The following is a 13,667-nucleotide window of genomic DNA, read 5'->3' on the forward strand; positions in this document are numbered from 1 at the left end:
TCCGAACATAATGCAGCCTGTCCGGATGATGCGTCATTGCACTTTATTATCTGAAATATGAAACACCGGATTCGAAGATCTTCAGATCCTGTTCTCCGTAGATATTAAGAGCTACGCCGTCACCTCTTCGCTCAGCGTGGCACATCTTACCCAGACATCTTCCGTCAGGTGAAGTGATACCCTCGATAGCTCTGTAGGAACCGTTGATGTTCCACTCGGAATCCATAGTCACATTGCCATCTACATCACAATACTGAAATGCAACCTGGCCGTTCTTAAAGAGTCCGTCTATAACTTCATCGGATGCAACAAATCTTCCTTCGCCGTGAGATGCAGGATTGGTGTAAACCTTGCCTACCTCAGCAAGTCTCAGCCAGGGGCTCTTGTTGCTCACAAGCTTAAGGTAAGCCATCTTGGAGATATGTCTGCCGATGGTGTTGAAGGTCAGTGTAGGTGAATCTGCAGTCTGCCCTGTTACAGCGCCGTTTGGTACCAGGCCCAGCTTGATGATAGCCTGGAAGCCGTTACAGATACCAAGTACCAGTCCGTCTCTCTTGTCCAGCATACCCTGAACAGACTCTTTGATCTTCTCATTTGCAAATGCTGTAGCAAAGAACTTGGCAGATCCGTCAGGCTCGTCACCTGCGGAGAAACCGCCGGGGAACATGATGATCTGAGCATCATCTATAGCCCTTGCAAACTCTTCTACAGATTCATATATATCTTCCGGAGTCCTGTTCCTGAAGATCCTGATATCAGTCTCAGCGCCTGCATTCTCAAATGCCTTTGCTGAATCATACTCACAGTTGCTGCCTGGGAATACAGGAATGAATACCCTGGGCTTTGCAACCTTGTTTTTGCAGACATATACATTTGATGTCTCAAAGAGCTCTGCTGCGACAGATGTATTATCATGGCCTGCAGCTGAAGGGAATACCTTGTCAAGCTTGCCTGTCCATGCCGCAAGCATATCCTCGATGTCTATCTCTATGCCTTCAAGCTCAAATGCTGCCTTATCAGTAACTGTAGCAACCATCCTGCTGCCAGGCAGTGCCAGGAACTTGTCAGCATCGGCACTGTCTACTTCAAGAAGCAGTGAAGCCATGTTATTAGCAAAAAGGTCTGCTGCCTTAAGTGAAGGATCAACGCTTACGCCCAGCTTGTTACCAAAGCTCATCTTGGCAAGTGAAGCTATAAGACCGTAGGAATCCTCTGCATACGCTGCCTTTACAAGGCCCTGTCTCTCAAGCTCTGTAACTGCCTCATAGAGCTCTATGAGCTTGTCGTATACAGGCAGATCATATTCGTCTCTTGGCAGAGAGAGCTCTATAAGCTTATCTCCTGCCGCCTTAAGCTCAGGTGTGATCACGTCGCCTGTCTTTGCGATATCTACTGCAAAGGATACCAGTGTAGGCGGAACGTTGATATCGTTAAAGGAGCCTGACATGGAATCCTTACCGCCAATGGATGCCTTGCCAAATCTCAGCTGTGCTTCCATAGCTCCAAGGAGAGCCGTGAAAGGCTGTGACCATCTGGAAGCATTGGCGATCTCGCCCTTTTCAAGGCTTCCGGTGAGCATATGCTTAAAGAATTCCTGGAAGGTGAAGTGGATATCCTTAAGCGCGCCGCCTCCTGCTACGATCCTGGATACAGACTCTGTCACTGCGTATACGCTGCCGTGATAAGGGCTCCAGGAGGAGAGATAAGGATCAAAGCCGTATGCCATCATGGTAACGGTATCTGTATCTCCGCCCAGCACAGGGAGCTTGGCGATCATGTTCTGTGTCTCTGTAAGCTGATACTTACCACCATAAGGCATCTCTACAGATGCAGCACCGATGGAAGCATCAAATCTCTCTACAAGACCCTTCTGGGAACATACATTAAGGTCAGCCATCTCAGCAAGGACAGCCTCTCTTACATTGCCCTTTTCAAGCTCTGCAGCAGCCTTGTCACATGCTATCTTGTCAAAATAATTATCTTCTCTGGCAGGTATCTCTACCTGTACATCTGTCTCCTGGTGAGCTCCGTTGGTATCAAGGAAGCTCCTGGCGATATCTACAATCTTCTGACCTCTCCAGTTAAGCACCAGTCTGGGATCCTCAGTTACTACAGCAACTGTGACAGCTTCAAGGTTCTCTTCAGCTGCATAGCCCAGGAACTTGTCCACATCTGCAGGGTCAACTACTACTGCCATTCTCTCCTGAGACTCGGATATAGCAAGCTCAGTTCCATCAAGACCTGCATACTTCTTGGGTACCAGGTCCAGATTGATATCAAGTCCGGGTGCCAGCTCGCCGATGGCTACTGATACACCGCCTGCGCCAAAGTCATTGCACTTCTTGATGATAGAGGATACTTCAGTTCTTCTAAAGAGTCTCTGGAGCTTACGTTCTGTGGGAGCATTACCCTTCTGGACCTCAGCTCCGCAGCTGGTCAGTGACTTGTTATCATGAGCCTTGGAGGAACCTGTAGCTCCACCAATACCGTCTCTACCGGTCCTGCCGCCCAGGAGGATGATCACATCACCGGGATCAGCAGACTTTCTCATGACACTCTTCTGGGGAGCAGCGCCCATAACAGCACCGATCTCCATACGCTTAGCCACATAGCCCTGATGATATACTTCCTTGACATAGCCTGTAGCCAGACCGATCTGGTTACCATATGAGGAATAACCCTGAGCTGCTCCTGTTACCAGCTTCTTCTGAGGAAGTTTGCCCTTTAAGGTCTCTGAAACAGGTACTGTAGGATCGGCAGCGCCTGTAACACGCATAGCCTGATATACATAACCTCTGCCTGACAGGGGATCTCTGATAGCACCGCCCAGACATGTGGCTGCACCACCAAAAGGCTCTATTTCTGTAGGATGGTTGTGTGTCTCATTCTTAAAGAATACCAGCCAGTTCTCAGTTACCTTTTCGCCGTTATACTCTGCTTCAACAGGTACCACAACTGTGCAGGCATTGTTCTCTTCAGACTCTTCCATGTCTGTGAGCTTGCCGTCCTTCTTGAGCTTCTTCATACCCACAAGGGCCAGATCCATCAGAGAGATAAACTTCTCTTCCTTCTTGGCTGGATCTGTATAAAGCTCATCCCTGGCTGTAAGGTACTCTTTGTAGGAATCTTCAATAGGTCCGCGGTAAAAACCATCTTCAAAAGAGATATTCCTTAGCTCTGTTCCGAAGGTGGTATGTCTGCAATGATCGGACCAGTATGTATCAAGCACGCGAATCTCTGTTACTGTAGGATCCCTGTGCTCATCATCATGGAAATAGGTCTGTATCCATTTAAAATCATTAAAGGTCATGGCAAGACCCAGGCTGTCATAGAGAGCCTTCAGGTCTTCTTCCTTCATATCCGCAAAGCCGTCAAAGCTCTTAACATTCTCAGGCTCAGGATACTCTTCATAGAGAGTCTCTGCTTTATCTTCACTTACAATGCCGGAATCAACAGGGTTTACTACATAGCCCTTGATCTTCTCAGCTTCTGCCTCTGTAAGGTCTCCGCTGATCACATAAGTGATAGCTGTGCGGACTACAGGGCGCTCATCACCCTTGATAAAGCCGATACACTGCTCAGCAGAATCGGCACGCTGATCAAACTGTCCGGGCAGGGCCTGAACGCTGAAGATCAGGTCGCCATCTGCAGCCTCAAAGCTCTCTCTGTAAAGATTATCAACAGGGGGTTCAGCAAAGACACCACTGCAAGCTTTCTCGAATACATCGTCTGATATGTTTTCCACATCATAACGAATCAGCTCTCTGACCTGTGTTACAGATGAGATCCCCAGGAATCCTCTGATCTCCTCATGGAGTTCCTCTGCCTTGACCGCAAAGGGCTTTTTCTTCTCAACATAGACTCGTCTTACCATAAACCTCATTTCTCCTTATAAAAAAGTGCTCCGGGAAAACCTGAAGCACATTAATTAACATATTCGTCTGCCGGTACCAGGCCCTGCAGAATATATAAGATCTCTCTGTCAACGGCAGCTTCGCTGATACCTGTAGATACTGCCATTAGCTTAAGTCCCTCAAATACATATGCCATATTTCTGGCACAGCCCTGAGGATCGTAGCACTCAAATTCTGAATTCTCCACACCTTCATTAATAAGCTTCTCAATGGTCTCACAAACGCCATCAAACTTCTGCTTTACATAGTTCTCGGCAGAAGGTGTCTTATTACAGGTATAGTATTCGATCATAGCCTGAAGGATACTGCCCTTCTTTCTCAGGATCTCCTTCTTCTGCTGACGGATAAAGAGAGCCAGCATGGATGAAACAGGAACATCGCCTTCCGGGATATCATTCTCGAAAGACTCTGATTCCTCATTCTCTGCATCCATTACGCACTGGAAAAGCTGAGCTGTATCGGAAAAATAAAGATAAAGGCCGCCGCGACTGATATCACATGCGTCCACTATATCCTTCATCGTCACTCCCTTGAAACCTTTTTCAGCAAAAACATCACGGGCCTTGCTGACGATATACTTCTTCTTGTGCTCAGATTTTGCTCCCATCGCGCCCTCAATAATAGCTTAGCAGGGGTTCAGCTCTGCTTATCCCAGAACTCGATCAGCTCCTGCATTTTGGTGACAGCCCTCTCCATCACTCCGCTTCTGACACCTTCAGACCAGAGCTCGCCCTTGACATTACCCTCCAGAATATATCTGGAAAGAATATCTCTCAGGTCGTCCATTCTCATGATATCAGCCTGCTCGATGATACGAAGCTCATCCTGCACGCCGCTGATATGATATTTGGAATAGAGATAGACATAGTTGCGATTCATGATCCCGCTTCCCTGAGCGGTCTTAACAAAATTGAGCAAAGTCGAATCATATACAGGGAAAGGGATAGTATGCCCCATTTCGGAGTTATCATACTTGGTGGAGACATCCTTCTTGGCATGCTCCCGAAGCCAGGGTAAAAACTTGGCGAGTACGGCTACGCTCTGTCTGTAACGATTGACAATATCCTGGGTACTGTTCTCGTTTAATGACATGTCTGACATGATCTGCCTGCCTTTCAACGCCCCTATTCTCCAACTTCCGCATAATAATAACATTGCTGTCATAAATTGTATAGAGGGCGATTCTCCAAATATTTGGGCTACACTCACGATTTTTTTGAACAAACGTTCTAAAAATAAAATAAGGTCTTTTCTTATATAAAAATTGTATCACATGTGATATAAATATGGATGGTGATTGTAGATCAAATAAATGAGGAAAAGTCTGTTATGGCAAGAAGAAGCGGTGGAAACGCTTTAGAAAATACATATAAAGAGGATGAGATCAGAGTCCTGGAAGGCAAAAACGCTCCTTCCAAAAACAGCAATCTGGTGACAGGTGCCTTTGGGGATAGCGAAAGCATTGGAACCGGAAGGGCACTCCCTTTCGCAAAAGAACTGGCCAAAGCCAGTTCTGTGATACCTGCCCTTATCAGTATGGGCAGCATATATTCCTTCTCCGCTCAGACAGGAGAAGAATCTGCAGGACTGAGCTACAGGGCGTCCTACGGGATCGTAAGCTTAATTAACAACATCTTCACTTTAGGACTGAGCCGTTTCAATATTGAAGGAAGAGCCAGAAGCTACGAATTCTTTATAAGAAAGGCTGCACATTTCTCAGAATACTTTATACTGGCGCTATGCGTGATGCTGCCCCTGTATGTATACAAGGTCAAGGGCCGCAAAAAGGGGCTCATCGCTGTGATCTTCTGTGCCATATATGCCTGCCTGGACGAGTTCCACCAGTCCTTTACAGCAGGTCGCTCCCCCCAGTTCCGTGACGTGATCATAGACAGCCTTGGCGCCATGGCCGCGGTGGGGATCTGCTATGCAATACGCAAGATTAGAGAATGAGCTGCTAAAAAATGCATGTTTTTATAAAAAACTCTTGCATAGCCCTCCTGGCTTTGCTATAATTACTTTCGTTGGCGGCGAGTTCAAAGCTAATGATCAAATAAATAGGGGAGTCATACAATGGCTAGTATTACGGTCTCCAAAACCGTCCATCAGCGTTCGAATCGCTGTTCCCCTGCTAACCGAATCCATTTGATTATGGATTCGGTTTTTTAATGTCTTTATCTTCAACCAATACAAACCTATCGTCCGGTTGCTTGCATCTCGGGCACTGATCTATATCTTTGATACTCTTGCCCTCTTTCTCCTCATCAAAAATGTAGCCACAAGACATGCATCTGTATACTGCCATACGCGCCTCCTTTTGATCAGATCACCGTTATCAATATCTCTGCCTCAATTAGTACACGTCCGCAAGTAAATCAGCAGCAGATATCGCCTTCTTCATAACGGCTTTTCTTATCCCTGCAAATATAGTCCCAACTGCAATCGCCGCAAATATCGCCGCGGATACCCGCATCAATTATCTTGTCCTTTACAAGTTCTATAAACCGTGCAAAAGAGATCTCGCCAGCTTCATCAAGGCCGCAAGCCTTTAGGACTGCTTCATCGTATCGCTGCACCTTCTCCCGGGTGCTGCAAATACCGCTATTATTATTTGGACAGTTCTCACATACAATATCTGTTTCTGCCTTCAGCAGCAGCTTTTGTGCAGGATCTGCTTCAAGCTCTTTGATCACTCGTCCCATATGATCGGTGAAATCGGCGCTATAGCCCTTGCCTTCATAGAATTGAAAGCACATTCCATGATGTGGTCTTAAAAACTTACTCATCTTATTCCCAATCTTAAGCAATCCTTTAAATAGTAATCTCTATTTTTATATCCCGGCTTCTCCAAAGACCTTTTATATTCCACTGAAAAGATCCATGATCGCTTCTATTATCTCCACGATCAGTCTTATAAGGCTATGGGAGCCGCTATTATCCGGGCCGTGCAGGATCCCAGAGTCTTCTTCAGAGCTCATGGGTGGTTCGAATATGGGAGCATATTCAGCGTCGTCATCAGAAGCTTTGGCGCCAGTCCCTTCTGCTTCAGCTAATGCATCAGATGCAGACTCTGCAGGCTCAAACTCCGCAGCAGCTTCTTCTGTAGCTGTTTCTGCTTCTGAAGCTGCTTCTGCATCCTCATATTCTGCCGATTCTTCTACAGCTTCACTTTCCGCTGTTTCTGCAGCAGATTCGTATGCTTCACCTTCTCCCCCTTCTTCATAAGGCTCAGCTGCCTCCTCATAGTAGGAGCTGGTATCTGATATAGGCTCAGAGCTGTGATTGCCTCCTGAGAGGACGTTGAAGAAGAGATAGCTGCCGCCTGCCAGCAGCATAAAGGCAGCAGCCGCTGCAGCTATCCTGCTAAAGCTATATATACGGGCTTTTCTCTTCTTGTCCTTTTCAAGTTCTTTTGATCCGTTATCCTCACCCGGTCTTTTTACAATCTTATCGGATTGCTGGCCCGTAGTATCACCTGTCAAAATGCCGGGAGCATTGCCGCTCAAATCTTTTTCAATATTTTGAAGGATCCTGGCGCGCATCTCAGCTGTCACTTCGACTTTGCTTATCAGCTCATCATATTTACTCAAAGTCATACGCCTCCTTCAATATTTTCTTTAGCCTGTCCCTGCCTCTTTTGAGGTCGGAACGGATCGTTGCTTCCTTACGTCCCAGGATAGAGGCTATCTCCGCAGTAGAATAGCCCTCATGGTAAAAGAGGTGAATCACCTCCCTGTTATTATCAGGAAGCGACTTAACAGCTTCCCATACAAATGCCAGATCCTCCTCTTCTTCAGCGACCAGTTCCTCCATTAGTTCGTCTGCTTCACGAACCTTCTTGTAGTCTATCTTGTTTTTGCTAAGATTAGCTGCAACACGCAGGAGCCATGCCTTCTCATGTGCCGGAGATTCCAGGAGAGGCCTTGTCTTAATGTACTGAACCAGCGTATCCTGAAGGATATCCTCAGCGTCTGTCATATTGTGGAGATACGAATATGCCACTCTGAGAATACTGTTACCATAATTGTCTATAAGGAATGCTGCTCTTGCTGAATGATCTGTCACAAAGCCGACAGCTCCCTCAGCTCCTGCCATATATAGACTAGCTCCTGCCATATGCAGAGCAGCCGCTGCAAAAATTCTTATCCTGCTAAGTATCCTGTATACTTTATCAGCTAATATGCGCCGCCTGGATACCGGCTGCCATATGAGTATTTCTTCCATTACTATCCTCCGCCTATTAGTTACGGTTCACAAAGGATAGTATATCATGATTAGGCCTCTTTATCCTCTCTTTTCCACAAGCCTTACCAGCTGATAGAATTCCTCCTGGTACTCATCAATATTCTTTAGATTCTTAAACTCATTTCTGATATGATCAAGGCTTGCACTGCCTGCATGATCGCTATCGCCCAATATAAGAGCAAATTCTGCTACAAGGCCTGCAAAGGTCAGATTCTCGCCGGCGTTTTCCTTATAAGCCTTTTTATCAACAACATATGTCTCAAGTCTGGACTTTGCTCCGTCAGGCTCCTTGTATCTGAGCTTAAGTGTTGCATAATCATCAGATGCTGAATCAGTCCCATTCTGGTACTTCAGCTCTATAGCATCCTTGCCATCTGCAGGTACTATCTCATAAAGGGCTACTACAGTGTGACCTGCACCCATCTCGCCGCCATCCTTGCTGTCATCATTAAAGTCAGCAGCATCCATTACCCTGTTCTCATAACCAATGAGTCTGTAGGAATTGACCTTGGCAGGATTGAATTCAATCTGGAACTTCACATCCTTGGCTACAGTTACCAGTGTAGATGTCATCTCTTCCACCAGGACCTTGTGGCCTTCAAGCTTGGAATCTATATATGAATAATTGCCATTACCATAGTCTGCTACTCTCTCCAGCATATCGTCTCTGTAATTGCCATCACCAAATCCCAGAACTGAAAGGAATACGCCGCTTTCTTTTTTCTCTTTGATAAACTTCTCCAGATCATCAGGATTATTTATACCTACATTGAGGTCACCGTCTGTGCACATGATGATCCTGTTATTGCCGCCTTCGATATAATTACGCTCTGCGATCTCATAAGCCATCTGTATGCCTTTTTCGCCATTGGTAGCACCATCTGCATAGAGATTATCTATAGCATTTATGACATCTTTCTTGTCCTTAAAGCTCACGCCATCAAGGAGCACCTCTTCCTGGCTGGCATAGGTCACGATAGACATAGTACCCTTGCAATCTATATTGTCGATCATATCCTTAAGTGATGTCTTGAGGAGATCCAGCTTGTCACGGGAATCCATGGAGCCGGATACATCAATGAGAAATACCAGATTGCTCTCCGGCACCTTGCCATCCAGCTTGTCTTCCGCCTTTACTCCCACGAACATCAGCTGGTGGTCCTCATTCCAGGGGCATGCAGATACTTCAGTAGTCACTCCGAATTTATTGCCCTTAGAAGGTCCCTTCAGATCATAGTGAAAATAGTTAATGAATTCTTCAGGTCTGACTGCTGCAGGATCAATATCCATGCCATAGTAGCCGTCTTCGATCATCCTTCTCACATTAGCATATGATGCAGTATCCACATCTGCAGCAAATGTAGAAAGAGGTGTTGTCTGAGCCAGGCTATAGCCATTCTCCTCATATTCCTGATAGGTCTCGCCTGTGGGTTCATCGTAGTATATCCAACAGTCTTCAGCCATAGCCTCCGCGGTTGCGCCTGCATCCTGCGCAGCTAATACAGGCTGGTCCATATCATATGCAGTATCTCCTTCTACAGCATAATCATAATCTGATGCCTCTTCTGCTATCGGCATCGTCTCTACAGTTGCCTTATCTGATGAATCAGATCTTATCGCTCCTTTATTTGAGCCTGTACCTATCTGGTCAGAAGAGCTTGTAGTCTCCTGCACATAAGATGAAGCCCCACAGCCAGTGAGGGCACCGGCCAGGATTGATGTAGAAGTGATCATTGTTACCAGCATTTTCTTTTTCATAAGTTACCCTCCGTTAATATAGTTATCAGTAAACTTTTTCATTATCCCTCGCGCATCACCCAGACTTTAACCCTATCGCCAACCGCTGGGTATCTGTGCGCTTCTACTATATATACAGAGAGGCTTATGAAATTGTTGCAGCTATCAAAAATTTTTTTCTGTTTTAGTGCGTAATCAAATTTACACGCAAAGATAGATTCAATTGTCAGTATGTACCAATCGAGTAGGCTGACTCCTACTCGATTTCGCACACGAACATTCCGCACTTAGTGCTCCATGTTCTTACGACCGGCAAATGAATTTGTATGCAAGCATCCATTCGCTTGCCGGTCTTGTGCAACAAAAAAGGCTTTCCGATGAGATACTCACCGAAAAGCCCATTCCTACAACAATATTTGCACCGACTTGTTCTCATAATGTGCTTCGCACATTATGTCAAATTAGTGTGCTTGCACACTAATCTTGTTTTACTCCTTATATGACTCAATCTGCTCATTAAGTGCAGCGCAGATCTCATCGCCGTCTATGCCGTGTACAGCACATGCCTCAGCCAGAGACTCCATCTGGGATGCAGGACAGAATATGCACTCCATACCGCAATCCATAAGGAACTGGGCTGTAGAAGGATGCTTTGCAATGATCTCGCCTACAAGCATATCTGAGGTGATCTCTCCGCTCTCCTTCTTATCACTATCGCCTGACATAGCCTTTGCTGCTGCCTCAGCGCCTGCCTTCTCAGCATCTTCATTGACAGGAGTATTCATGATCTCTTCCTCACTACCAAATAATATATCCTTAAGACTCATTAATTTTTCCTCCTAAAACAAGATGACTCCATTGTACAGCTAAAATGAATTTTACACAATTATTTAAATATTAAAAATTACTTGATGAGGCCATCCATTACTATAGTTAACATAGTATTCATAGCATCTCTGTAGTCAACACCGGTTTTTTCAAGGGTATTAGTGCTAAGGAGTTTCTCCATAAATGCCTCAATAAGAAGTGCCACCGAATCGACACTAACCTCTCTGATAGAGCCTTCCTTCTGTCCCTCTCTGATGAGATCCATAATCTCATTCCAGTCCTTCTGCATCATGCTATTGATTTTAGCATAAACCTTAGGATATCTTTCAGACAGAATATAGAGCTTATTAAAATCCATATCCTGATAGGAGTCCGGAAGACCACCCATCATCTTTCTGAGCTTCTCAGGAATAGATAAAGCGCAGTCCACCTTATATTGCTTCCTGTTGCTACGGATAATGTCGAACATATAGTCCACCATATCACTAAGCATCTCCTCTTTATCACGATATATGCGATAAATAGTCTTCTTGCTCATATGAAGCTGACTGGCAATATCATCCATTGTGAATTTCAGATCTTTTTCTCTGTACTGTACAAGGATCGCTTCCAGGATCCTCTTTCGAGACTCATCCATAGCTTGCCTCCCAATATTATATTTATTCGTCCGGTGATGATCGCAGCAGGTGATATGCTCTCAATACCAAACACCCCTTATAACAAGTAAGCTACAACTAATTACTCTCAATCTTTATTTTAACACAGCACAGAGATATTCAAAGGTCCTCTTTGAAGATTCAACACCAAGTTTTTCTGCAGTAGTATGAACACCTTCCATATCAGGGCCTATAGAGATGCAGTCAAGACCGGATATCTTCTCTGAGAAGAGGCCGCACTCTACTCCCGCATGAAGGGCTTCAATCCTGGCTTCCTTACCGAACATTTCCTTATAGACAGCTGCCATATGCTCACGGAGCTTGGAATTAACCTTGAAAGGCCAGCCGGGATAAGGTGCTGTGATCTCACATTCGCAGCCAAATGCCCTGGATATGATAGTCAATCTGTGAAGAAGATTATTCTTGGCAGATTCAACACTACTCCTTACTGAATACTCCAAATTTACAGCCTTGTCATCTGTAGATATCACTCCCAGATTGAGACTGGTCTCAACAAGACCGGGAACAGATATGCTCATAGCCTGTATGCCATTGGGAAGAGCAAGGATCAGCCTGTATACATTCTTCATAGACTTGGCATCCATGCAATCAAAGGTACCCCTTCCCTTTTTGGTCAGCTCAAATCTTACATCAGGATCCTTTACAGCCAGTTCATTCTTGACTTCTGTATATACGCAGTCAAGAGCAGCTTTCAGTTCTTCTTCGCTCTTCTCATCAGGAAGGATCACTGTAGCTACAGCTGACCTGGGAATAGCATTGTCTGCAACACCTCCTGATATAGATACCAGAGATATATCAGCCTTACTATAGAGATCAGCCAGGATCCTGCCCATGATAAGATTGGCATTGCCATGCTCCTTGATGATCTCTACTCCTGAATGACCGCCCAGGAGTCCCTTGATCTCTACGTCATAAGCTGTACCACTTCTATGCACTCTGCTAAGCGCAACGTGAGTGGCAAATCTGGCTCCGCCGGCGCATGATGTGAGGAGCACACCCTCTGTCTCTGAATCAAGATTGATCAGCTGCTTGCCCCTGAGCATAGACAGGTCAATAGCAAATGCTCCGTCCATTCCTGTCTCTTCATTGGTCGTAATGACAATCTCAAGAGGAGGATGAGGAATGCTGTCAGAATCCAGGATAGCCAGGCAGTATGCAACAGCTATACCATCGTCACCACCAAGGCTTGTACCCTTGGCCCAGATCTTCTCACCGTCAGTAGCAATCTTCAAAGGCTCCCTGGTCATATCAATATCCAGATCATCATCATGTACAGCCACCATATCCATATGGCCCTGAAGGATCACCGGTTCCCTGTCCTCATATCCTGCTGTGGCAGGGGCAAATATAATAACATTGAGAGCCTCATCCTGGATATATTTAAGTCCTCTGTCCTTTGCAAAGTTCACCAGATAATCACTGATAGCCTGAAGATTACCTGATCCATGCGGGATCTGCGTGATCTCCTCAAAAAAGTGGAACACTCCCTTAGGTTCCAGATTGTCCAATACGCCCATAAATACCTCCTAAAACAGAAAAGCCTGCCGCTCACAGTCTGTGAACAGCAGGCCTAAAGCTTGTTGTAACGATATACAAATTATGCAGTCTGCTTCTTAGCAAGCTCTGTAAGAGTTGCAAAGCCTTCAGCATCGTTTACAGCCATCTCAGCAAGCATCTTGCGGTTGATGTCAACACCAGCCAGCTTGAGGCCGTGCATGAATGTGCTGTAGGACATTCCGTTCAGTCTTGCAGCAGCATTGATACGAACGATCCACAGAGATCTCATATCTCTCTTCTTCTGCTTACGACCAGCAAATGCACTTGTAAGTGCTCTCATAACGGACTGCTTAGCAATCCTGTACTGCTTGGAACGAGCTCCTCTATAGCCCTTAGCGAGCTTTAATACTCTGTTATGTCTCTTCTTGGCATTTAATGCACCTTTGATTCTAGCCATTTTAATTTCCTCCTAAAAAATCCGACATGATCCCATAGTTAAAAAAGGGATCTGATTCAAAGCATCTTCAACAGATTAAACGTAGGGAAGAATCTTCCTCATTGTCTTTACGTTTGTAGCATCTACCAGTGTAGCCTGACGAAGATTTCTCTTTCTCTTTGTGGACTTCTTAGTCAGAATGTGGCGCTTATATGCCTTATTTCTCATAAGCTTGCCTGTACCTGTTAATTTGAAGCGCTTGGCAGCTGCTCTTTTAGTCTTCATTTTCTGCTGCATGATAATATCCTCCTGTTTCTTAAATGATCTGCCTGT

14 protein-coding genes are annotated in these 13,667 nt (G+C 45.4%); 1 reads left to right on the forward strand and 13 read right to left on the reverse strand.

The window, feature by feature from the left end:
• Positions 1-46: 46 nt before the first annotated feature.
• Genes G636_RS0107595 through G636_RS0107605 form a run of 3 tightly spaced genes read right to left on the reverse strand, consistent with a single transcriptional unit; the run spans position 47 to position 5,078 of the window.
• The gene (locus tag G636_RS0107595) at positions 47-3,874 is read right to left on the reverse strand and encodes a phosphoribosylformylglycinamidine synthase (protein ID WP_196803056.1); all 3,828 of its coding nucleotides are present in this window, start codon (positions 3,872-3,874) and stop codon (positions 47-49) included.
• A 50-nt stretch (positions 3,875-3,924) separates the two neighbouring features.
• Positions 3,925-4,521 carry a TetR/AcrR family transcriptional regulator gene (locus tag G636_RS0107600; RefSeq protein WP_026507554.1) on the reverse strand — a complete coding sequence of 199 codons (597 nt, stop codon included), beginning with the start codon at positions 4,519-4,521 and terminating at the stop codon, positions 3,925-3,927.
• Positions 4,522-4,550: 29 nt separating this feature from the next.
• Positions 4,551-5,078 (reverse strand): hypothetical protein, encoded by a 528-nt coding sequence (locus tag G636_RS0107605; protein WP_196803057.1) that lies wholly within the window; start codon positions 5,076-5,078, stop codon positions 4,551-4,553.
• Between the two features lie 165 nt (positions 5,079-5,243).
• Here G636_RS0107605 and G636_RS17780 point away from each other — a divergent pair, with 165 nt between their 5' ends.
• The gene (locus tag G636_RS17780; protein ID WP_051226703.1) at positions 5,244-5,867 is read left to right on the forward strand and encodes a VanZ family protein; all 624 of its coding nucleotides are present in this window, start codon (positions 5,244-5,246) and stop codon (positions 5,865-5,867) included.
• Between the two features lie 196 nt (positions 5,868-6,063).
• On the opposite strand, the gene G636_RS20270 is transcribed toward G636_RS17780, so the two are convergent.
• The 10 genes from G636_RS20270 to rpmI all read right to left on the reverse strand — a co-directional run bounded on the left by G636_RS20270 (position 6,064) and on the right by rpmI (position 13,631).
• Positions 6,064-6,219, reverse strand: a complete 156-nt coding sequence (locus tag G636_RS20270; RefSeq protein ID WP_155832344.1) for a hypothetical protein — start codon at positions 6,217-6,219, stop codon at positions 6,064-6,066.
• Between the two features lie 70 nt (positions 6,220-6,289).
• Positions 6,290-6,700, reverse strand: a complete 411-nt coding sequence (locus tag G636_RS0107625) for a DUF1284 domain-containing protein (protein WP_026507557.1) — start codon at positions 6,698-6,700, stop codon at positions 6,290-6,292.
• Between the two features lie 72 nt (positions 6,701-6,772).
• Positions 6,773-7,504: a hypothetical protein gene (locus G636_RS0107630; RefSeq protein ID WP_155832345.1), complete on the reverse strand. Its 732-nt coding sequence runs from the start codon at positions 7,502-7,504 to the stop codon at positions 6,773-6,775.
• On the reverse strand, positions 7,497-8,138 hold the full coding sequence (locus G636_RS0107635) for an RNA polymerase sigma factor (RefSeq protein WP_242826936.1): 642 nt from the start codon (positions 8,136-8,138) through the stop codon (positions 7,497-7,499). Before G636_RS0107635 ends, G636_RS0107630 begins: the two co-directional genes overlap by 8 nt.
• A 60-nt stretch (positions 8,139-8,198) precedes the next feature.
• Entirely contained in the window at positions 8,199-9,917 is a 1,719-nt protein-coding gene (locus tag G636_RS0107640; protein ID WP_026507560.1) for a vWA domain-containing protein, read from the reverse strand.
• Positions 9,918-10,384: 467 nt separating this feature from the next.
• Complete coding sequence (locus tag G636_RS0107645) at positions 10,385-10,723, reverse strand: DUF1858 domain-containing protein (protein ID WP_242826937.1); 339 nt, start codon at positions 10,721-10,723, stop codon at positions 10,385-10,387.
• Positions 10,724-10,800: 77 nt separating this feature from the next.
• Positions 10,801-11,361, reverse strand: a complete 561-nt coding sequence (locus G636_RS0107650; protein ID WP_026507562.1) for a TetR/AcrR family transcriptional regulator — start codon at positions 11,359-11,361, stop codon at positions 10,801-10,803.
• 114 nt (positions 11,362-11,475) lie between these two features.
• Positions 11,476-12,918, reverse strand: a complete 1,443-nt coding sequence (locus tag G636_RS0107655; protein WP_026507563.1) for an aminoacyl-histidine dipeptidase — start codon at positions 12,916-12,918, stop codon at positions 11,476-11,478.
• An 80-nt stretch (positions 12,919-12,998) separates the two neighbouring features.
• On the reverse strand, positions 12,999-13,355 hold the full coding sequence (gene rplT / locus G636_RS0107660; RefSeq protein WP_026507564.1) for a 50S ribosomal protein L20: 357 nt from the start codon (positions 13,353-13,355) through the stop codon (positions 12,999-13,001).
• Positions 13,356-13,430: 75 nt separating this feature from the next.
• Entirely contained in the window at positions 13,431-13,631 is a 201-nt protein-coding gene (gene rpmI / locus G636_RS0107665; protein WP_026507565.1) for a 50S ribosomal protein L35, read from the reverse strand.
• Between the last annotated feature and the right edge of the window lie 36 nt (positions 13,632-13,667).

Origin of the sequence: Butyrivibrio sp. MC2013 (genome assembly GCF_000424585.1) — a bacterium.
GTDB lineage: Bacteria > Bacillota > Clostridia > Lachnospirales > Lachnospiraceae > Butyrivibrio.

Bases quoted from the DNA above. Each gene is read 5' to 3' on its own strand.
- G636_RS20270 (WP_155832344.1), bottom strand. From the start codon at position 6,219: ATGGCAGTATACAGATGCATGTCTTGTGGCTACATTTTTGATGAGGAG.
- G636_RS0107595 (WP_196803056.1), bottom strand. From the start codon at position 3,874: ATGGTAAGACGAGTCTATGTTGAGAAGAAAAAGCCCTTTGCGGTCAAG.
- G636_RS17780 (WP_051226703.1), top strand. From the start codon at position 5,244: ATGGCAAGAAGAAGCGGTGGAAACGCTTTAGAAAATACATATAAAGAG.
- G636_RS0107600 (WP_026507554.1), bottom strand. From the start codon at position 4,521: ATGGGAGCAAAATCTGAGCACAAGAAGAAGTATATCGTCAGCAAGGCC.
- G636_RS0107655 (WP_026507563.1), bottom strand. From the start codon at position 12,918: ATGGGCGTATTGGACAATCTGGAACCTAAGGGAGTGTTCCACTTTTTT.
- G636_RS0107645 (WP_242826937.1), bottom strand. From the start codon at position 10,723: ATGAGTCTTAAGGATATATTATTTGGTAGTGAGGAAGAGATCATGAAT.
- G636_RS0107625 (WP_026507557.1), bottom strand. From the start codon at position 6,700: ATGAGTAAGTTTTTAAGACCACATCATGGAATGTGCTTTCAATTCTAT.
- G636_RS0107650 (WP_026507562.1), bottom strand. From the start codon at position 11,361: ATGGATGAGTCTCGAAAGAGGATCCTGGAAGCGATCCTTGTACAGTAC.
- G636_RS0107635 (WP_242826936.1), bottom strand. From the start codon at position 8,138: ATGGAAGAAATACTCATATGGCAGCCGGTATCCAGGCGGCGCATATTA.
- rpmI (WP_026507565.1), bottom strand. From the start codon at position 13,631: ATGCAGCAGAAAATGAAGACTAAAAGAGCAGCTGCCAAGCGCTTCAAA.
- G636_RS0107605 (WP_196803057.1), bottom strand. From the start codon at position 5,078: ATGACAGCAATGTTATTATTATGCGGAAGTTGGAGAATAGGGGCGTTG.
- G636_RS0107640 (WP_026507560.1), bottom strand. From the start codon at position 9,917: ATGAAAAAGAAAATGCTGGTAACAATGATCACTTCTACATCAATCCTG.
- rplT (WP_026507564.1), bottom strand. From the start codon at position 13,355: ATGGCTAGAATCAAAGGTGCATTAAATGCCAAGAAGAGACATAACAGA.